The organism is Cryptosporangium sp. NPDC051539 (assembly GCF_044454545.1).
Classification (GTDB): domain Bacteria; phylum Actinomycetota; class Actinomycetes; order Mycobacteriales; family Cryptosporangiaceae; genus Cryptosporangium.
In genome coordinates this window covers 1,086,936-1,106,753 of sequence record NZ_JBITDV010000001.1, presented here as the reverse complement: position 1 = coordinate 1,106,753, position 19,818 = coordinate 1,086,936, and the positions used below count along the sequence as shown (strand labels likewise).

Here is a 19,818-nt window from a genome sequence, read left to right as displayed (position 1 = left end):
ATCTAGCTGTTAACGTCGCCCCACTGATCAGTGGAGAGGACAACGCGGGTGGGCTCACTGGAAGGCAAGGTCGCCGTCGTGACCGGAGCGGCGCAGGGCATCGGTTTGGCCATCGCGACCCGTCTGGTCGCCGACGGGGCGCGGGTCGTCCTCGGTGATCTCGATGCCGACGGTGCCGAGAAGGCCGCCGGAGGACTCGGCGCCGGAGCGTCGGCGGTGCGGTGCGACGTCACGAGCGAGCAGGACATGACAGCCCTCGTCGGCGAGGCCGTCACCCGCTACGGCGCGCTCGACGTGATGGTCAACAACGCGGGAATCACGCGCGATGCGACGATCCGCACGATGTCGCTGGACGACCTGAGGATCGTGCTCGACGTGCACGTCGCCGGCACCTGGATCGGATGCAAGGTCGCGGGCGCCGCCATGCGCGCCGGCGGGTCCGGCGCGATCGTCAACATCTCGTCGATCGCCGGAAAAGTCGGCAATTTCGGTCAGACGAACTATAGCGCCGCCAAGGCCGGGATCGTCGGGCTCACCAAGGCGTGCGCGAAGGAGTTCGCGAAGGACGGCGTCCGGGTCAACGCGATCCAGCCGGGCCTGATCCGCACGGCGATGACCGAGGCCATGCCCGAGCAGGCCTGGAACTCGAAGATGGCCGAGATTCCGCTCCGCCGGGCCGGTGAGCCGTCGGAGGTCGCCGCCGTCGCCGCGTTTCTGGCCGGCCCGATGTCCAGCTACATGACCGGTGCGGTTCTCGAGGTCACCGGCGGGAGGTACATGTGATCACGTTCCGTACTTTGGCGGAGCTCCGCGACTCCGTCGGCCAGCACCTCGGCCACAGTGACTGGCTCACGATCGAGCAGGACCGCATCGACGAGTTCGCTCGCGCCACCGGTGACCACCAGTGGATCCACGTGGATCCGTCGCGGGCCGCCGACGGGCCGTTCGGGGCGACGATCGCTCACGGGTGGCTCAGCGCTTCGCTGCTGCCGGTGCTCACGAAGCAGATCTACTCCGTCGACGCCACGATGGCGATCAACTACGGCGTCAACAAGCTGCGGTTCCCCGCACCCGTCCGGGTCGGCTCGTCGGTTCGGGCCGGCTCGACGCTGATCGACGTCAGCGAACAGGGCGACGCGGTCCAGCTGATCGTCCGCACCGAGATCGCCGTCAAGGACGCCGCGAAACCGGCGCTCGCGGCCGAGACGGTCGGTCGCTACTACCTCCGGGAGGCGCAGTGAACGACGTCGTGATCGCCGAGGCCGTCCGGTCCGCGGTGGGCAAGAAGCGGGGTGGGCTCTCGCATCACCTCGCCGGAGACCTGTTCAGCGAAGTTCTGGGCGCGGTGATCGAACGGGCAGGCATCGATTCCGCACACGTCGGCCAGGTCACCGGCGGCTGCGTGAGCCAAGTCGGTCAGCAGTCGGGCAACCTCACGCGCACCGCCTGGCTGGCTGCGGGGCTGTCGCGCGACACGGGCGCGTCGACGATCCACACCCAGTGCGGCTCGTCGCAGCAGGCGTTCACCCTGGCCTACGGGCTGGTCGCCGCCGGGGTCGTGGACGCCGCGGTGGCGGGTGGCGTCGAGTCGATGAACCAGGTGCCGATGGGCGCCACCACGATGCCCGAGTACGGGCCGGCCAAGACGCCCCGCTACGAGCAGCGCTACGAGAACACCACGCAGTTCGAGGCCGCGGACCGAATTGCCGAGACCTGGGGGCTCGCCCGATCCGACCTCGAGGAGTACGCCGTGCTGTCCCAGGGACGGGCCGCACAAGCGATCGCCGAAGGTCGCTTCGTGTCACAGATCGTCCCGATCGAGGCACCGGCAGGTGACGGGCCGGGCACCCGCTCGATCTCGGTCGACGAGGGGCCGCGTCCGACGACGCGTGAGGGGCTGGCCGGATTGAAGGTCAACCTGAAGGAGCGGCCGGGTGCGCTGCACACCGCCGGGACCTCTTCGCAAATCTCCGATGGAGCGTCGGCGCTGCTGCTGACCACCGAGGCGCGCGCTGCGGAACTGGGGCTCCGGCCCCGCGCACGAGTCGTGGATTCGATCCTCGTCGGCAACGATCCGGTGATGATGCTGACCGGCCCGATCCCGGCCACGCAGAAACTGCTGTCCCGCAACAAGCTGGCCCTCGACGACATCGACGTGGTGGAGATCAACGAGGCGTTCGCCTCGGTCGTACTGGCGTGGGCACAGGAGCTGAAAGCCGACCTGAGCTGCGTCAACGTCAACGGCGGCGCGATCGCGCTCGGCCACCCGCTGGGCGCGACCGGCGGCGTGCTCCTCACCAAGGCGCTGCACGAACTGGAGCGGACCGGGGGCCGGTACGCGCTGGTCACGATGTGTGTAGGTGGCGGACAAGGCACCGGGACTCTCCTTGAGCGCATCTGAGTCCCGTCTACCGCTCGACGGCGTCCGGGTCGTCGCGCTGGAGCAGGCGGTGAGCGCACCGTTCGCGACGCGGCAACTCGCGGATCTGGGAGCGCGGGTCGTCAAGGTCGAACGCGTCGGCGAAGGCGACTTCGCCCGCTACTACGACGCCGAAGTCCGCGGCATGGCCAGCCACTTCGTGTGGGTCAACCGCAACAAGGAGTCGTTGGCGCTGGACTTCAAGACGGCCGAGGGTCGTGCGATCCTCGACGAGCTGATCGCCGGTGCCGACGTCGTCGTGCAGAACCTCGCGCCGGGCACCGCCGAGTCGATGGGCCTCGACGCCGCGCAACTCGTCGCCCGCCATCCCCGGTTGATCGCGTGCGACGTGTCGGGATTCGGCTCGGGCGGTCCCTACGATCGGCGTCGCGCCTACGACCTCGTGGTCCAGGCCGAAGCGGGTTCGATCGCCACCACCGGCTGGCCGGATCGCCCGGCGAAACCCGGGATCGCCATCGCCGACCTCGCCGCCGGGCTGTATGCCTTCAGCAGCGTGCTCGCCGCGCTCTACGAGCGCGAGCACACGGGCCGCGGCCGCGCGTTGAGCGTCAGCATGCTCGACGCGATCGCCGAGTTGATGGGCTACAGCATCAACTTCACCCAGTTCAGCGGACGCCGCCACGAGCCGAACGGCATCAGCCACCCGAGCCTCTCGCCGTACGAGTCGTTCGACACGGCCGACGGGCGCAAACTCGTGCTGGCCGTGCAGAACGATCGCGAGTGGGCGCGCCTGGCGACCGAAGTGCTCCGGCGTCCGGATTTGGTCGGGGATCGCCGGTTCGCCACCGGCCCGGCACGCACCGAGCACCGAGCCGAGGTCACCGCGGTCTGCGCGCCGGTGTTCGGTGCGTGGTCACTCGAGGAGGCGATCGCGGCGCTCGACTCCGCCGACATCGCCTGTGGGCGCGTCAACTATCCGGAGGACGTGCTCGACCATCCGCAGCTCGCCGCACGGCAGCGCTGGACCGAGGTGGATTCGCCCGTCGGTGCGTTGCGTACGCTCCTGCCTCCACCGGTGTCCGACGGCTGGGCGCCCCGGATGGACGCGGTGCCCGCGGTCGGCGAGCACACCCGGGCGATTCTCGCCGAGCTGGGCCGGGCCCGGACCGACGTCGACCGGCTGGTCGCGGCCGGCATCGTTTCCGAGCCGCAGAAGGAGTGCTGATGGATCTCTCGCTCACCCCGGAGCTGATCGAATTCCGGGACGAGGTGCGGACGTGGTTCGACGAGCACGTCGTCGGTGAGTTCGCGCGGCACCGGGGCGCCGGCGCCAGCTGGGACGACGAGGCTTTCGACGTGCGCCTGGCCTGGGACCGCGAGCTCTCGGCGGGCGGCTGGCTGTGTCTCGGCTGGCCGAAGGAGTACGGCGGCCGGGAGGCCTCCGTCGATCAGCAGTTGGTGTTCCAGCTGGAGTACGCGCGCGCGAACCCGCCGTACCGGGCGACGACACAGGGCCAGGACCTCTTCGGGCCGACCCTGCTGACGTTCGGGACGCCGGAGCAGAAGGCTCGTTTCCTGCCCGCGATCGTCCGGGTCGAGGAGCAGTGGGGCCAGGGCTTCAGCGAGCCGGGTGCCGGCTCCGATCTCGCCGGACTGCGGACGAAGGCGCGCCTCGAGGGCGGCGGCTGGGTGATCGACGGGCAGAAGATCTGGACGTCGCTGGCCACCCATGCCGACTGGCTCTACGTGCTGTGCCGCACCGACCCGGACGCGCCGAAGCACCGCGGGTTGTCGATGCTGCTGATCCGGGCCGACGCGCCGGGCGTCGAGGTCCGCCCGATCCGCAACATCCTCGGCGGCGCCGACTTCTGCGAGGTGTTCTTCACCGCTGCGCGAACTCCGGCCGACCACGTCGTCGGACCGGTCGACAACGGCTGGCACGTGGCAATGGGTGCGCTGGGCACCGAACGGGGCACGGTGCTGCTCGGAGAGCACCTGCGCATTCGCTCCGAGGTCGAAGCGATGATCGCCGCGGCGCGTAGCCGGGGAATGTCGCCGGTGCTGCGCCGCGAGCTGACGAAGGCGTGGACCGAGGCGCGGGTGATGGAGTGGAACGGCCTGCGTCTGATGACGTCGCTCAAGGATCGTGGGCTCGACCCGACCGTGCAGGCCTCGATCAGCAAGGTGTTCGCCAGCGCCGCTCATGTGCGGATGGGTGAACTGGCCTCGCGGATCGCCGGCGCACCCGGCGACCTGGTGGGGGAGAACTACGCCGTGGACAGGTTCCAGCACATGTTCCTGGGAAGCCGCGCGGAGAGGATCTTCGGTGGTACGGAGCAGATTCAACTGAACGTCCTGGCCGAACGCACGCTCGGGCTTCCGCGCGAGCCCAGATGAGGTTGTTCTCGGCAGTGGCCGGGCGATGGAACCAGGCAGCCCTGGAGATCCTGCGGCGCCTGCACCACTCGGGCGCCGCGCCCCCTGCGTCCGAACTGGGAAGGACGGCCCGAGAGCGATCGTGGCCGGCTCACCGGCCGGTCACATTCCGCCGGTCAGCATGAGCGTGTCACCGGTCAGGAACGAAAGGTCGTCCGACATGAGTGCGACGATGGCGCGCCCGATGTCCGCCTCGCAATCACCCACCCGGCGTAGCGCGAGTGAGTTCCGCATCGCCTCGAAGCGCTCGGGGTGCTCCTCCGAAAACTCCACGGATGTCGGCGACATGGCCACTGGTACCACCACGTTCACCCGGATGCCATAGCGACCCCACTCCCGGGCGGCCACCCGGGACAGCCCACGGATGCCCTCTTTCGCCATGGCGTAGGCACCAAAGGTGCCGTTGCCCTTCACGGCGGTGCTCGATCCGAAGTTGACTATCGAGCCGCCGCCGGCGGTCCGCAGGTGCGGCAGCGCCGCCTGCATCGCGTACAGAGTTCCCATCGCACCCGAGCGCCAGCAGAGCTCGACGTCCGCGTCGGTGACTTCCTCGAGCGGCTTCTGGACGCTGGATGCCGCATTGTTCACCAGACCGTGCAGCGTCCCGAAGCGTCCCACCGTCTCCGCGACCGCATGGTCCACCTGAGACCGGTCGGTGACGTCGCACGCCAGCGACAGGGCTGTTCCGCCCGCCGATTCGATCTCCTGGGCGACAGCATCGCACTTCGCCTTCGTCCGGCCGGCGACAGCGACCGAAGCCCCCTCCTTCGCCAGTGCCAGCGCGGTTCCTCGCCCGATGCCCTGTCCGGCGCCGGTGACCAGAATGACCTGTCCATCGAGGCGATTGCCTGTCATGTTTTCTCCTGTTCGGTACACGGAAGCGGGGCGTTGCCCCTTAGCCCGGTGACGCCTGCAGGTCGGCCGGTTCGAGGTGCGGCAGTACCTCCGACTCGAAGAGCCGCAGGCTTGCCCACGCTTTCTCCGGCTCCGTCCCGCCGAAAAGTGGCCGGAAGATGAGGTGGCCCTCCGCGCCGAGCTCACGTGCGATGGTGAGGCAGCGCTCCGGGGTGACGATCTCGTAGGCCCCGCCGGCTCGCAGTTCGTCGACCGAGGCGATCGGGGGATACCACTCGCTCCTCTGCATCGCGGACTCCGCGATCCACCGGGCGTAGGTGTTCGCGGCGTGCAGAAGGTTCGGACCCACCTCCGCCCATGCGGCGTCAGGATCATGGGTCACGTAGAGGAACGTCGGGCCGCGACGGATCCACGGCCCGGGATCCCGGCCCAGCTTGAGGCATTCGTCCCGGTAGTGAGCCCAGACTCCTGGGTCCGCGGGGTCGAAGTCCTCGGCGAGGTGAGCGGCGCGCCGGGCGGGAACCTCGGCCCCGCCGCCCATCACGATCGGTGGCCGGGGCCGTTGGGCAGGGCGGGGAGTAACGGTCACGGTGTCGCCACGGAAGTCGAACGGCTCGCCCGTCCAGGCGAGCTTGCACACCTCCACCGCCTCGATGAGCCGGCGGCGACGCTCGCCCAGGCCGACCTGGAACATGTCGAATTCCTGCGGCCGGTATCCCGCGGCGAACACCGGGCTCATCCGGCCACCGCTGAGCAGGTCGGCGACGGCGAGATCCTCGGCAAGGCGGATCGGGTGGTAGAGCGGGGCGAGCATGATGGGGCGGAATCGCATCCGCGACGTTCGCCCGGCGGCGGCAGCGGAGGCGAGCAGCGGCGACGGCAGGTAGTGGTCGTCCGCACCGTGGTGCTCGCCGAAGTAGGTCATGTCGAAGCCGAGCCGATCGGCCCACTCGCAGATGTCGAGCATCGTCGCGGCGAGTTCGGCCGAGGTGGCTGTCACGAAGTCGGGCCGGCGGAGATCGAAGGACAGGCGTAAACGGGGCATGGAGCACCTCACGACGTAGGGAGGGCGTTGCGGAAACGATGTGGTCTACGCGGACGGTGCGCCGACCACCAGGGGCAAGCTCGTCATGCGGACCGCGACCGACACCTCGTGAGTGAGGTCGGACAGATCGCCGAGGTGGTACTCGGGGATACGCCGGTGCCATTCTTCGATGAGAACCCGAAGCTCCATCTGCGCCAGGAGCGCGCCGGCGCACCGGTGCGGCCCGGCCCCGAATCCGAGGTGACGTGCCGGGCCGCGCTGCGGATCGACGTGCGCGGGCTCCGCGAACACGTCGGAATCGGCGTTGGCCGCCGACAGGAGCAGCAGGAGCCGGTCACCTTCTTTCCAAGAGATGCCACGAACATCCCGGTCGTTCCGAACCGTCCGGGCCACCATCGGGATCGCGGGAAAGCATCGCACGGCTTCGTCGACCAGACCGTCGACGATCTCCGGAGTCTCGGTGATGCGCCGGCGCAGTTCCGGGCGCTCGGCCAGCCGCTGGAACAGGAACGCCATGGTCGACGCGGTCGTGCCCAGCGAGGTACCTAACAGCGTGTGACACAGCTGCAGGACCTGCTCGTCGCGCAGTGGCTCGCCGTCGACGGTCTGGGACAGCAAATGGCTGGGGATGTCGTCGGCCGGCCGCCGGCGGCGCTCGGCCACGACCTCCTCGAACATGGTGCGCACATCGGCTACCGCTGCGGCCAGGAGCGTGCCGTCGGGGTCGTTGCTGGCATTGAGTTTGCCCGGCAGCAGGCGGGTGGCGATGATCTCGTCGGCGCGGGCCAACGGCAGCCCCATGTGTTCGAGGAAGACCTCGGCCGGGATCCGCAGCGCCACGTCGGCCATGAAGTCACAACCCCCCGCAGCGGCAACCGTGCCGGCGATCGCGGCGACCGAGGCCCGTGCGCGTGGCTCCAGCCGGCGCACCACGGCCGGGGACAGGAGCGGGGCGATCAACCGCCGGATCTTGGTGTGGTCGGGAGGATCGAGGTTCGCCGGCATCTGGAACACGGGAGGTGGGTTCCGGTAGAAGGTGAAGGTCTCACGATTGGAGTAGCCGGCTGCGTCCTGACTGATCTCCCGGCAGAGGTCGTACCGGGTGACGACCCAGAAGCCGCGTGCCGCCGTGCTGTAGAAGATGTCGCCGTACTGCTGCGCCGCCAGAATCGTGCCGAGCGGGTCTTCCTTGAAGGCAGGATCACATTCTGGATCGAAGTCTGCGACGGTTACTCCGGCGGCGCGCGCCCGAGCCTCCGCGTCCGCCGACGTGACGGTGTCTTGACTCACTGGACCTCCTGGGACACTGGCGCGATGACGGGTGGCAGTTCTCCCACGCGCAGCGCCTCGGTGTGGGCGACGAGCATCGCCGCGTCGGCCGGGTCGGTGAAGATGCAGAAACGGTGCTCGTCGAGAGCGTGCCGCAGAATGTCGTCCGCCATTTCGCGTGGGTCGGCCCCGAACCGGTCGAGGTACGCGCGGCTCGCCCGTGCGAGATCCTCCGAGACCGACGCCCGGCCGTATTCGGCCGGGCGGTTGCGCACCGCGTCCGCCATGGCCGACCGGATCGCGCCGGGCAGAACGACCGAGACTCGCACGTCGGAACCGGCACCGCGCAGGTCGTGCTGGAGGGATTCCGCGACGGCGACGACGGCGTGCTTGCTGGACACGTACGGCGCGAGCGCCGGGAGGGCGGTCACGGCGCTGTTGGACGCGGTGATCACCACGTGACCGGCGTTCGCTTTCAGCAGGGCCGGAACGAAGGCGCGAACCCCGTGGACGACGCCGAAGAGGTTCACGTCGTAGATCCAGCGCCAGTCCGCGAGCGCCAGTTCCCAGGCCCGTCCCCGCATCGAGACCCCGGCGTTCAGGCACACCACGTCCACCCGGCCGAACCGATCGAGGGTGGATGCGGCCAGTTCCTCGACCGAGTCGGACTTGGTGACGTCGGTGCGCACCGCGAGGACATCCGCGTCCTCCGCGCGCAGGCGCTGCTCGGCCGACGACAGCGCCTCGCGGTTGATATCGGCGATGACCACACTCATGTTTCTGGCGACGAGGCTGGAGACCAGCCCGAATCCGAGACCGTTCGCAGCCCCGGTCACGACGGCGACCGCTCTGTCCGCCATGGCGCCACTCCAAATCGCTTAATTAGTTGGATGATCAACAAGTAACATGGGGGCATCGTGACGTCAACCACACCGGCAGCGAAACGCACGCAAGCTCAGCGCCGCGATGCCGCACGCACCGCCATCGTCGAAACCGCGATTCGGTTACTCGCCGATGGTGGGTACGCGAACATGACCCTGGCGGACCTGGGCGAGCGCGCCGGGTACAGCCGAAGCCTGGCCGCGCACTACTTCGGTTCCAAGCCCAAGCTGCTCGCGGCGGTCGTCGACCATGTCCTCCGCGACAATCCGCTGGCGCGGCTCGACGAATCGCTGAGCGGGCTCGCGCGCGTCGAGGCCGAGCTCTCCGCGGTGTTCGAAGGTCTGGAGAAGGATCCGAACCCGGTCCGTGCCTACCTGGTCATCACCTTCGAGGCGATCACCACGGTGCCGGAGTTGCGGCCGGTGGTTCACCAGCAGAACGTCGCGTTCCGCGGCCGGATCCAGTCCGCGCTGCGGGACGGTGCGATGGTGGGCACCGTGCGTCGGGAACTCGATGCGGGCTCGGTCGGCATCGCCATCACGGCAATGGTTCGGGGGATCGTCTGGGAGTGGTTCACCGACAGCTCACTCGATCTGGCTGTTTGTCGGCGAGCGCTGCTGGGCCACGTGGTGGCGCTGTGCGCCCCGGACTGAGGTGTGCGCCGGCGGCGATGGCTTCTGAGCATTGCACCCCAGGGGCCGGAACGACGCTAGATGACTCCGTTGTCAGCGAGTGCTCCGATCGCTGCGTCGGAGAGGCCGAGCAACTCACCGAGCACTTCTGCGGTGTCCGCTCCCAGCATGGGAGGCGCGGTGTACCGCTCCACCGGCGTGCCCGACATGCGGATCGGATAACTCAGCCCGGGAATGTCGCCCAGTTGCTCGTGGCGCATCGTCATCGTCACTTCGCGGCTGCGCACGTGCTCGTCGGCCAACGCCTCGCGGATGTCGTTGACCGGTCCCACGGGTACATCGGCGGCTTCGAGTGCGGCGATCCACTCGCCGGCGGACTTCTGCGCGAACACGTCTTCCAGCACGTGGAGGAGAGCGAGCCGGTGCTCGATGCGGGCAGCGATCGAGCAGAACCGGGGGTCCTCGCTCAGCTCGGGCCGTCCGAGCGCCGCGCAAGCGCGCCCGAACTGCGGGTTCGTGGTGGCGACGACGAACAGCATCTTGCCGTCGGCGCAGGTGAACGCCTGGGACGGGATTCCACCGAAGCCCCCGTTGCCGCGTCGCTGGGGCACCTCGCCGGAGACCAGGTAGTTCTCGGCGTAGTGCGACATGGCTGCGATGCCGCAGTCCAGCAGCGAGATGTCGAGGTGCTGGCCCGTGCCGGTCGAGTCCCGGTGGCGCAGTGCGGCCAGGATCGCAGTGGTCGTGTAGAGACCGGTCAGGATGTCGATCAGCGACAAACCTGATTTCATCGGGCCCGCACCTGGTTGGCCGTCGGGGACGCCGGAGACGCTCATCATGCCGCTGACCGCCTGGAAGATGCCGTCGTATCCCGCGCGACGACGATAGGGGCCGTCCTGGCCGAAGCCGGTCACCGACGCCATCACCAGCCGTGGGAACCGCTCACTCAGGGCCGGATGGTCGAGCCCGTACTTCGCCAGTACACCCGGGCGGAAGTTCTCCACCAGTACGTCGCATCGGGCCAGCAGGCCGAGCAGCACCTCGCGTCCCTGTTCCGTGCTGTAGTCGAGCGTCACCGAGCGCTTGTTGCGGTTCGAGCTCAAGTAGAAGGCGGACATGCCGTCGTCCGGATCACCGTGCAGGAACGGCGGACCATACTGCCGGGCGTCGTCTCCGTGGCCGGGCTGTTCAACCTTGATCACCTCGGCGCCGAGGTCGCCGAGCATCTGGGTCGCCAACGGTGCAGCGAGGATGCGGCTCAGATCGAGGATGCGAATGCCTGCGAGTGCGCCCACGAGCGACCTCCCTGTTGAGCGATACAGGTAGACTAAACAACTGTTGAAGCACCGCATAGAGGTCTCTGGCGGGCGCCCTGGCGCACCTAGTCCGCCATAACGTATAACTATTTCCATGAAAGATGCGGTCACTATCGAGGCTGACGGCGCGGTTCGCATCCTGACGCTGAACCGGCCGGACACGCTCAATGCTTTCGACGACGAACTGCATCACGCGCTGCCTGCCGCGTTACGCGAGATCAGCAACGACCTCTCGGCGCGCGTCGTGGTCCTCACCGGCGCAGGGCGTGCGTTCAGCGCTGGGGGCGACATCGAGGACTTCACCCGCTTCGCCGAGAACTTCGAGCTGCGCCGCCGTTCCCTCCGGCTGGGCCGACAGCTGTTCGAGGAGCTGGTCAACGTCCACGTTCCGGTCGTCGCCGCGGTCAACGGCCCGGCGGTAGGGCTCGGCTGCACGCTGGTGACGGCCTGCGATGTCGTGCTGATCAGCGAGACGGCGTTTCTGGCCGATCCCCACGTGCAGGTCGCACTGGTCGCCGGCGACGGCGGCGCGGTGACGTGGCCGTTGAACGCCGGATTGCTGCGGGCCAAGTCGTTCCTGCTCACTGGTGAACGCGTGGCGGCCGAGCAGGCCGTCGCCATGGGTCTGGCAACCCGCGTCGTCGCTCCCGACGAACTGATGACCGAAGCACGCGCGACCGCGGAACGGATCGCCGCACTGCCCCCGCAAGCCGTGCAAGACACCAAAGCGCTGCTCAACCAGCACATTCGGCAAGCCGCGGTGCACACGCTGCCCTACGGGCTGGCGGCCGAGAGCCAGTCGCACGACACCCCGGAGTACCGGGCCGTACCCGAGACGTTCCGCGCGCGAAAGGCGTAACCGATGGACTTCGCGCTCGATGAGGAGCAGCGCACACTGCAGAGCGTGCTGCGCGAGTTTTTCGCCGACCGCTCGCCCGAGGCCGCGGTACGCGCGCAGATGGCCGAACCCGCCGGTTTCGACCGCCAGCTCTGGAAGCGGATGAGCACCGAGCTGGGGCTGCCCGGTTTGGCCATCCCTGAGGAGTACGGCGGCTCCGGATTCAGCTTCGTCGAGCTCGGAGTGGTGCTGGAGGAGATGGGCCGGGCCCTGGTCGTCTCACCGTTCCTCGGATCGTGTGTCATGGCTGCGCAACTCGCGCTCGCCGTCGGTGCGACCGACCTCCTGCCCGGTATCGCCAGCGGCGAGACGATCGCGGCCGTCGGGCTGGCCGAAGACGGCGGATCCTGGCGCCTCGAGGACGTCACGACCACTGCAGCCGACGGCCTCGTCCGGGGACACAAGTCTTTCGTGCTCGACGGGCACGGAGCAGATCTGTACCTCGTCGTCGCACGCACTCCCGACGGCCCGGCGGTCTTCGCGGTCGACGGGAACGCACCCGGCTTGACCAGTGAACCGCTGCACACTCTCGACCAGACCCGGCGCCTGGCCCGGCTGACCTTCGACGACGCCCCCGCCCGGCTGCTCGCCCGACCGGAGCCCACCGCCGCGGCGGTGGAGACGATGCTCGATCGCACGGCCGTCGCGCTCGCCGCCGATGCGCTGGGTGGGACCGGGCAGGTGCTGGACATGGCCGTCGACTACGCGAAGGTTCGCGAGCAGTTCGGGCGACCGATCGGCTCGTTCCAGGCCATCAAGCACAAGTGCGCGTCGATGCTCGTCGAACTGGAATCGTCCCGCGCCGCCGCGTATTACGCGCTGTGGGCAACCGCGGTCGGCCACGACGAAGCAAGTATCGTCGCGCCGCTGGTCAAAGCACACTGCATCGACGCGTACCTGTTCGCTGCCGGAGAGAACATCCAGATCCACGGAGGGATCGGGTTCACCTGGGAGCACCCCGCGCACCTCTACCTCAAGCGCGCCAAGAGTTCGCAAGCGTTGCTGGGAAGTTCCGATCACCACCGCCAGGTCCTCGCTGACCGCATCAACCTCTGAGGAAACATTCAATGGGATCACTCGACGGGAAGGTCGCCGTCGTCACGGGCGGGGGCCGTGGACTGGGCCGGGCCCACGCGTTACTGCTCGCTCAGGAGGGCGCCGCGGTAGTCGTCAACGATCCTGGCCCCGCCGGTGACGGCCAGGGCGGCGACGGCACACCGGCGCAGCAGGTAGTCGCCGAAATCGAAGCCGCCGGTGGCCGCGCCGTCGCCAACCTCGACAGCTGCGCCGACTGGAAAGCCGCGGAAGGCCTGATCACCCAGGCCGTCGAGACCTTCGGCAGCCTCGACGTGCTGGTCAACAACGCCGGCATCCTGCGTGACCGGATGAGCTGGAAGCTTTCCGAGAACGAATGGGACGCGGTGATGGAGGTGCACCTCAAGGGCCACTTCGCGCCCTCCCGTTTCGCCGCCGAGTACTGGCGCACCAAAGCCAAAGCGGGTGACGGAAGCGTCTACGGCCGCATCGTCAACACGAGTAGCGAGTCCGGGTTCTTCGGGGGAGTCGGGCAAGTCAACTACGCGACGGCCAAGGCCGGCATCGTCGGCATGACGATGACGATGTCGCGCGAGCTGGCGAGCATCGGCGTCACGGTCAACGTGATCGCGCCCCGCGCGCGCACCAGGATGACGCTCAGCTCGATCCCCGACTACCCGCAGGCCGTCGAGGGCAGCTTCGACATCCGGGCTCCGGAGAACATCAGCCCGGTCGTCGCCTGGCTCGCGAGCCCCGGCGCCGGTCACATCTCCGGCAAGGTGTTCGCCTGCTACGCCGGCGACGTGGAACTCCAGACGCCGATCGAGACGGAGGTCCACCTGACCGTGGGTGAGAAGCGCTGGACGGTCGAGGAGCTCACCGCGCGTTCCGCGGAGTTTTTCGCCGGCGGCCGGGTTCCCGGGGTCGCGCCACTCAGCTGAAGAAGGACACGGACATGAGCCAGGATCCTTGGTGGTACATCCCGCAGGACGCTCGCATTCGTTACGACGTGGAGTGCCGCAGTATTCCCCACGCGCTGCGAATGACCGCCGAGCGGCACCCGCTTCGTGAGGCACTCGTGGCCGAGGACGGGCGCCGCACGTTCGCCCAGCTCGCCGACGACATGGTCGCGGCTGTCCGCGCCGTCGTGGCTCTGGGCGTACGGCCCGGCGACCGTGTTGCCGTCTGGGGACCCAACAGCGGACGGTGGGTTGCCGCCGCGCTGGGTGTCCTCGGCGCGGGTGGGGTTCTGGTTCCGGTGAATACCCGCTTCAAGGGCGAGGAAGCCTCCTTCGTTCTGCGCAAGAGCGGAGCGGAAACGGTGTTCCTGACGACGGATTTTCTCGGCACCGACTACGCCGAAATGCTGCGGAACGTCGATCCGGGACTCTCGGGGTTGCGCACGGTCGTGCTGTCCGGTCCGGTGAGTGCGGACCAGATCGGATGGGAGGCGTTCCTGGCGTCCGGCGAGTCGGTGCCGCGCGCGGACGCCGTCGCGGCGATCGGCGCGGTCGGGCCCGACGATCTGTCGGACATCATGTTCACGTCCGGGACCACGGGACGTCCGAAGGGCGTGCAGCTCACCCACGGGCAGTCCCTGCGCGCGCACGGTGGCTACGCGAAGATGCTGGGCCTCCGGGCCGGTGACCGCTACCTCATCATCCCCCCGTTTTTCCATACCTTCGGTTACAAGGCGGGGTGGATGGCGTGCCTCGTACACGGCGTCACCATCATCCCGGAGCAGGTCTTCGACATTCGTCACGTGATGACCACCATCGAGCAGGAGAAGGTCACGATCCTCTTCGGCCCGCCGACGATCTTCCAGTCGATCCTGGACTCGCCGGAGCGGCATCGTCACGACCTGAGTTCGATCCGGAACGTGCTGATCGCGTCGACCACGATTCCTCCCGAGCTCGTCTACCGGGTGTACGAGGAGTTGCGGCCGGAGGGTATTCACGGTGGGTACGGCCTCACCGAGGCCACGTCGCAGGTGACCACCACCGTGCAGGGCGTCGACAGCCTGGAGCGGATCGCCACCACCATCGGCAGGCCCTCCTGGGAGGTCGAAGTCCGCATCGCCGACGACGACGGCCGCGAGGTGCCGGCCGGCCGGCCGGGGGAGTTGCTGACTCGCGGCTACCACGTCATGTCGGGGTACTGGCAGGAGCCGGGGCTCACCGCCGAGGTCATCGACAGCGACGGGTGGTTGCACACCGGTGACGTCGCCGTTCAGGACGAGGACGGGTACCTCCGCATCACCGACCGCAAAAAGGACCTGGTCATCGTCGGTGGATTCAACGTCTACCCGGCGGAAGTGGAGCTGATCCTGGGCCGGCACGAGGCGGTGGATCAGATCGCGGTGGTCGGGGCGCCCGACGAGCGGCTCGGGGAGGTGCCGATCGCGTTCGTCGTGCCGCGTCCCGGAGCCTCTCTGACCGAGGATGCCTTTCTCGCCTGGGCCGCCGAGAAGATCGCCAACTTCAAGTGTCCGCGCCGCGTGTTTCTCGTCGACCGGTTGCCGCGGAATTCCAGCATGAAGGTGCTCAAGAACGAGTTACGAGCGCGGGTGGGGAGCTCTCACCCCATGCCATCCACACCGTCCAGGTCGTAGCGGATTCCATCCTCGGTCACGGAGAGACGAGCTCCGGGCTGCATGCCTGCCTCTTCGTGGAAGAGTAAACCGCGAACGGGCCGGCCGAGGACGGTCCCGGTCACCTCCCACGTCTGCGTCAGGTACGGCCGACGGAGAGAGCCGCAGGTGCATCGGCCGTCCGGTGGCGCCGGGGGTCTCGGTGATCACGGCCGCGCCGTCGTCCAACTGGACGTGTCCGCGGTCGTCGAACGGCGCAGCCGGTGGTCTGAGGCGCGGTCGGCGCGAGATCGAGCATCAAGTGCCGGCATGGCGCATCTCGACGATCAGATCCGGGAGCTTCGCCGGATCGCCGCAACGAGGGACACCGTCGAGCCCGCCCAGCGCCTGCTCCCTCCGTGCCGTGGCGTCGGCCGGGCGGTTGCGCCCGATGGCCGGAACGGCCAAACCGGATCTGCCGACGGCGGAGAGTCGTCGCTACAGGAGGCGACTAATGATTTAGCTAAATATTGACGTGCCTTACATCACACGGTTAGTATTTCGAATATGTGAAGGCCTGTTCGAATATTCGAACAACGTGGACGAGGCGATGTCAAAGGAGACACATGACGACCTCGAACGCACTAGCCGACTTATATCGACGCTGGTCCGACGAGACCGTTGCGCTAGCGGGAGGACGACTCTCCCCGATAACCCTCACCCGCTACCAGAACGCGTCCTGGATCGACCTCGCGGACGAGTCGGCCGGAGTTCACTACCGAGACATCGACGTGGACGGGCTGCACGGCCTGTCCGCGCGGCCGGACGACGCACCGCGCGGGCCGGTGATCCTCTACTTCCACGGCGGTGGTTACCTGGGCGGTTCGTCCGGTGCGACGCGGAAACTGACCGGGCACCTGGCTGCCGCCGCGGGGACCAGCCTGCTTTCGATCGATTACCGGCTGGCCCCGGAGCACCCGTTTCCGGCGCAGCTCGACGACGCCGTGACGGCCTGGAACTGGCTGGTATCGCACGACTACCACCCGGCGGAGCAAGTCGTTCTCGCCGGTGACTCCGCAGGCGGTCTGCTCGCCACCGTCCTCGCCCAGTACCTGCGGGACAAAGGCCTCGGACGCCCGGCGGCCGTCGTCGCCTTCTCGCCGTTCTACGACATCGACGGGCACAGCTCGACCTACGACGAGAACCAGGGCCGAGACCTGCTGGCGACGCGTGCGGCCGCCCAGGCCTTGCTACCGCTGATCGCGGGCGGGGCGGACGAGCCCTACCTGACCGCCCTTTCCGGGGGCGCCCATGACCTCCCGCCGATGTACCTGGCGTTCGGCGCCGACGAAGCACTACTGGGGGGTGGCCGCGAGTTCAAAGAGCAGGCCGACGCGGCGGGCACCGACGTCGAGCTCGACGTCTACGCCGGTCAGCAGCACGTCTTCCAGTACATGGCCGGGCGCGACATCGCCGCGGACACATCGATCGCGAGGGCGGGAGAGTTCGTGCGGCGTGCCCTGCCCGCGGTCACCCCGGAAATCGACGCGGAGGACAAGTCATGACCCTGATCGGCGATCCCGCCCCGCAGCGACTCGACGGCAGCTTCGTCGACCGGGCGCGCGGTCTGTACGACCTGATCGACTCCCAGTCCGACGCCGCGCGCAAGGCGGGACGGCTCACCGACGACGTCGCCGACGCGATGCGGGCGAACGACATCTTCTGGGCGTTGGTGCCCGAGGAGTTCGGCGGCACGCTGATCGACATCGTCCAGTACATCGGAATGCTCGAGGAACTGTCCCGTGCCGATCCCTCGGCGGGCTGGGTCGGCCTGGCTGCGGGGCAGGGAAACGGGATGATCTCCTCGCTTCTGGCACCGGAGGATGCCCGCGAGTTGCTCACCGGGCACCCGCGGGGCATCTCGATCGGGCACATCGCGCCGCTGGGCAAGGCGGTCAAGGTCGACGGCGGCTACCGGGTCACCGGCCGCTGGCAGTTCGGCAGCGGTTCCAGCCTCGCGACGCTGATCGCGGGCGGGTCCCTGGTCGAGAACGAGGACGGCTCGCCGGTTCTCTTCGGCGACGCACAGGAGCTCGTCTTCCCGATGATGCCCAGGGACAAGATCGAGTTCTTGGGCAATTGGGACGTCGCCGGAATGCAGGCGACCGCGAGCTGGGACTACGCCGCGAGGGACGTCTTCGTGCCCGAGGGGCACGCGCTCCCGGTGTCGCGGGCGATCGCCGATCCGGTGGGCACCTGCCGGCGCGACGAACCGATCTTCCGGCTGGGCTTCATGGGGCGGGTCTACGCGGGCCACGCCGCTGTCGCCCTCGGTGTCATGAGTCGCGCGTTCGACGAGATCACGAAGATCGTCGCCGGCAAGGGGCGCGTCGGGTACCAGGGCACGATCGGCGAGTCCGACATGTTCCGGTACGAGTTCGCGGAGCGGGAAGCTGACTACCACGCTTTTCGCGACTACACCTACCGCACGTTCCGGGACGTCGAGGACAGCATCCGCGCGGGGAACCCGCTGACGCCGGTCGACGACGCGCGAATGAACCGCGTGTCCGCCTGGGTGCATCTGCGGGCCAACGATCTCGTCCAGTGGTGCAACTCGTGGGGAGGCTCTGCGAGCGTACGCCGGCCGAGTGTGCTCGCCCGGCTGGCGGCCGACATGGACGTCATGCGGAACCACCTGTACGTGGACCGCGCGAACCTCATTCCCACCGGCGGCGCGATCCTGCGCGCGTGGGTCTCCAAGGGTTTGGATGCGTGAGAACAATGACGATGAACGACTTCCACGCGTTGGCGAAGCAGGTCCGTAACTGGGGCCGATGGGGCTCGGACGACGAGCTCGGTGCGCTGAACTACATCACGGCTCAGAAGGTGATCCAGAGTGCGGGCTTGGTGCGCAAGGGCACCGTGCTCCCGCTGGGGCTGGACCTGAGCCCCACGGGACCGCAGGGAGAGCTGCTGTTCCGCCGGAACCCGACCCACGTGATGACGGTCGACGGCGGGGACGTGAACGCCCCGGCCGACCTGTGGCCCGGGTGGAGCGCCAACGGCCTGGCTCAGGAGCTGGGTGCCTTCATGGGCAAGGACATCCTGCGCTTCAACGACGACATGATCATCATGCACACCCAGGCGGCCACGCAGTGGGATGCCCTGTCGCACGTCTACTACGACGGTCAGATGTACAACGGCTTCGGCGCGGACACAGTGACCAGCCAAGGTGCCTTCCGCCTCGGTATCGAGAAGGCCGACGCCAAGGGCATCACGTCGCGCGGGGTGCTACTGGACGTGGTCCGGCACCGCGGCGACGAGCTGGCCGCCGCCCACGGCCGGACGATCCTGCCCGACGAGCTCTCGGCGATCGCCGAGGCCCAGGGCGTCGAAGTCGGCAGCGGGGACATCGTTCTCGTCCACACCGGATGGGCCGGCCGATTCCGGCAGACCGGCGACAAGTCACCGGCCGCAGGCCTCGACTGGCGGAGTGCAGCCTGGTTCCACGAACGCGAGGTCGCGGCTCTGGCCGCCGACAACACCGGCGTCGAGGACGTCGCGTCGGACATCCCCGGGAACATGCTCCCGATGCACCTGCTCTGCCTGCGTGACATGGGAATGTCGTTCGGTGAACTGTGGGACCTGACCGCGCTGGCCGCGGACTGCGCGGCCGACGGTGTTTACGAGTTCCAGCTCGTCGCCCCGCCGCTGCGCATCGTGGGCGGCGTGGGATCGCCCCTCAACCCGCTGGCGATCAAATGACGAGTGCGGTGAGCCCGAAAACCGCGATCGTGACCGGTGCCGGCTCCGGCATCGGACTGGCCACGAGCACTGCGCTGTTGTCCGCGGGCTGGCAAGTGGTGCTGGTCGACGTCCACGAGATCAAGCCGGACGTGGTTGCCCCGTACGAAGGCCGGCACCTGGTGCTCCGGGCCGACGTGTCGAGCGCGGACGACGTGCGGAGCGCGGTCTCCATGGCGTCGGAGCGATTCGGGCGTCTCGACGCGCTGGTCAACAGTGCCGCGATCACACTCTCGGCCGACGGTGACATCCGGTCGGTGGAGGACGACGTCTTCGAGCGGGTACTCGCGGTGAATCTCCGCGGCACGTTCCTGATGTGCAAGTACGCGCTGCCCGCGCTGATCGAGACCGGCGGGGCCATCGTCAACCTGTCCTCTGCGGCCGCGGCGATGGGTCTGACGAGCACTGCCTATCCGGCGAGCAGGGCGGTGTGAACGCACTGTCCCGCGCGATCGCGCACCAGATGGCCGGGCACGGCGTCCGGTGCACGGCGGTCATGCCCGGTCTGGTCGACACCCCCATGCTCGCCGTGGCAGCCGAAAAGCCCGGCTCGTCGGCGCGCACGACACCCGGTGTCATCGATCGGAAAGCCGAGCCGGAGGAGATCGCCGATCTGATCGTCTTTCTGGTCTCCGATCGCGCGCGTTTCATGACGGGGGCGGCGATAGCGATCGACGGCGGCCTCACCAAGTACTGA

At 68.4% G+C, this 19,818-nt stretch carries 19 protein-coding genes and 1 pseudogene; 15 read left to right on the top strand and 5 right to left on the bottom strand.

Annotation, left to right across the window (positions count from 1 at the left end; all coding sequences use genetic code 11):
* Nucleotides 1-48 precede the first annotated feature (48 nt).
* Genes fabG through ACIBZJ_RS05250 form a run of 5 tightly spaced genes read left to right on the top strand, consistent with a single transcriptional unit; the run spans nt 49 to nt 4,777 of the window.
* Entirely contained in the window at nt 49-783 is a 735-nt protein-coding gene (gene fabG / locus ACIBZJ_RS05270) for a 3-oxoacyl-ACP reductase FabG (RefSeq protein ID WP_395925696.1), read from the top strand.
* A complete protein-coding gene (locus tag ACIBZJ_RS05265) occupies nt 780-1,241 on the top strand; it encodes a MaoC family dehydratase (RefSeq protein ID WP_395925694.1) in 462 nt (153 codons plus the stop codon). The genes fabG and ACIBZJ_RS05265 overlap by 4 nt, the downstream gene beginning before the upstream one ends.
* Nucleotides 1,238-2,401, top strand: a complete 1,164-nt coding sequence (locus tag ACIBZJ_RS05260; RefSeq protein ID WP_395925692.1) for an acetyl-CoA C-acyltransferase — start codon at nt 1,238-1,240, stop codon at nt 2,399-2,401. Before ACIBZJ_RS05265 ends, ACIBZJ_RS05260 begins: the two co-directional genes overlap by 4 nt.
* Nucleotides 2,388-3,605 (top strand): CaiB/BaiF CoA transferase family protein, encoded by a 1,218-nt coding sequence (locus ACIBZJ_RS05255; protein WP_395925690.1) that lies wholly within the window; start codon nt 2,388-2,390, stop codon nt 3,603-3,605. Before ACIBZJ_RS05260 ends, ACIBZJ_RS05255 begins: the two co-directional genes overlap by 14 nt.
* Nucleotides 3,605-4,777, top strand: coding sequence for an acyl-CoA dehydrogenase family protein (locus tag ACIBZJ_RS05250; protein ID WP_395925688.1), 1,173 nt, complete (start codon nt 3,605-3,607; stop codon nt 4,775-4,777). The genes ACIBZJ_RS05255 and ACIBZJ_RS05250 overlap by 1 nt, the downstream gene beginning before the upstream one ends.
* 141 nt (nt 4,778-4,918) lie before the next feature.
* Here ACIBZJ_RS05250 and ACIBZJ_RS05245 read toward each other — a convergent pair whose 3' ends face one another.
* The 4 genes from ACIBZJ_RS05245 to ACIBZJ_RS05230 are packed head-to-tail and all read right to left on the bottom strand — an operon-like array spanning nt 4,919 to nt 8,845.
* Entirely contained in the window at nt 4,919-5,671 is a 753-nt protein-coding gene (locus tag ACIBZJ_RS05245; RefSeq protein ID WP_395925686.1) for an SDR family NAD(P)-dependent oxidoreductase, read from the bottom strand.
* A gap of 40 nt (nt 5,672-5,711) precedes the next feature.
* Nucleotides 5,712-6,716, bottom strand: coding sequence for an LLM class flavin-dependent oxidoreductase (locus ACIBZJ_RS05240; RefSeq protein WP_395925684.1), 1,005 nt, complete (start codon nt 6,714-6,716; stop codon nt 5,712-5,714).
* 45 nt (nt 6,717-6,761) lie between these two features.
* On the bottom strand, nt 6,762-8,006 hold the full coding sequence (locus ACIBZJ_RS05235; RefSeq protein WP_395925682.1) for a cytochrome P450: 1,245 nt from the start codon (nt 8,004-8,006) through the stop codon (nt 6,762-6,764).
* Nucleotides 8,003-8,845 (bottom strand): SDR family NAD(P)-dependent oxidoreductase, encoded by an 843-nt coding sequence (locus tag ACIBZJ_RS05230; RefSeq protein WP_395925680.1) that lies wholly within the window; start codon nt 8,843-8,845, stop codon nt 8,003-8,005. Before ACIBZJ_RS05230 ends, ACIBZJ_RS05235 begins: the two co-directional genes overlap by 4 nt.
* A gap of 57 nt (nt 8,846-8,902) precedes the next feature.
* Between ACIBZJ_RS05230 and ACIBZJ_RS05225 the strand changes: the two genes are divergently transcribed.
* Nucleotides 8,903-9,520, top strand: coding sequence for a TetR/AcrR family transcriptional regulator (locus ACIBZJ_RS05225; RefSeq protein WP_395925678.1), 618 nt, complete (start codon nt 8,903-8,905; stop codon nt 9,518-9,520).
* Nucleotides 9,521-9,576: 56 nt separating this feature from the next.
* Here the strand turns inward: ACIBZJ_RS05225 and ACIBZJ_RS05220 are convergent, their stop codons facing one another.
* Entirely contained in the window at nt 9,577-10,851 is a 1,275-nt protein-coding gene (locus tag ACIBZJ_RS05220; protein ID WP_395925675.1) for a CaiB/BaiF CoA transferase family protein, read from the bottom strand.
* Nucleotides 10,852-10,909: 58 nt separating this feature from the next.
* On the opposite strand from ACIBZJ_RS05220, the gene ACIBZJ_RS05215 reads away from it, so the two are divergent.
* The 9 genes and pseudogenes from ACIBZJ_RS05215 (at nt 10,910) to ACIBZJ_RS05175 (ending at nt 19,818) form a co-directional block, all read left to right on the top strand.
* Complete coding sequence (locus ACIBZJ_RS05215) at nt 10,910-11,674, top strand: enoyl-CoA hydratase/isomerase family protein (protein WP_395925673.1); 765 nt, start codon at nt 10,910-10,912, stop codon at nt 11,672-11,674.
* Nucleotides 11,675-11,677: 3 nt separating this feature from the next.
* Nucleotides 11,678-12,769 (top strand): acyl-CoA dehydrogenase family protein, encoded by a 1,092-nt coding sequence (locus tag ACIBZJ_RS05210; RefSeq protein ID WP_395925671.1) that lies wholly within the window; start codon nt 11,678-11,680, stop codon nt 12,767-12,769.
* A gap of 11 nt (nt 12,770-12,780) precedes the next feature.
* The gene (locus tag ACIBZJ_RS05205; RefSeq protein ID WP_395925669.1) at nt 12,781-13,689 is read left to right on the top strand and encodes an SDR family NAD(P)-dependent oxidoreductase; all 909 of its coding nucleotides are present in this window, start codon (nt 12,781-12,783) and stop codon (nt 13,687-13,689) included.
* A gap of 14 nt (nt 13,690-13,703) precedes the next feature.
* Nucleotides 13,704-15,359: an AMP-binding protein gene (locus ACIBZJ_RS05200; RefSeq protein ID WP_395925667.1), complete on the top strand. Its 1,656-nt coding sequence runs from the start codon at nt 13,704-13,706 to the stop codon at nt 15,357-15,359.
* A 584-nt stretch (nt 15,360-15,943) separates the two neighbouring features.
* The gene (locus tag ACIBZJ_RS05195; protein WP_395925665.1) at nt 15,944-16,882 is read left to right on the top strand and encodes an alpha/beta hydrolase fold domain-containing protein; all 939 of its coding nucleotides are present in this window, start codon (nt 15,944-15,946) and stop codon (nt 16,880-16,882) included.
* Nucleotides 16,879-18,093 (top strand): acyl-CoA dehydrogenase family protein, encoded by a 1,215-nt coding sequence (locus ACIBZJ_RS05190; RefSeq protein WP_395925663.1) that lies wholly within the window; start codon nt 16,879-16,881, stop codon nt 18,091-18,093. Before ACIBZJ_RS05195 ends, ACIBZJ_RS05190 begins: the two co-directional genes overlap by 4 nt.
* Before the next feature lie 5 nt (nt 18,094-18,098).
* The gene (locus ACIBZJ_RS05185; RefSeq protein ID WP_395926035.1) at nt 18,099-19,082 is read left to right on the top strand and encodes a cyclase family protein; all 984 of its coding nucleotides are present in this window, start codon (nt 18,099-18,101) and stop codon (nt 19,080-19,082) included.
* Nucleotides 19,079-19,602 (top strand): annotated as a pseudogene (locus ACIBZJ_RS05180) (SDR family NAD(P)-dependent oxidoreductase); the annotation flags it as partial. The gene ACIBZJ_RS05185 and the pseudogene ACIBZJ_RS05180, both read left to right, overlap by 4 nt.
* A complete protein-coding gene (locus ACIBZJ_RS05175) occupies nt 19,585-19,818 on the top strand; it encodes an SDR family oxidoreductase (protein WP_395926033.1) in 234 nt (77 codons plus the stop codon). The pseudogene ACIBZJ_RS05180 and the gene ACIBZJ_RS05175, both read left to right, overlap by 18 nt.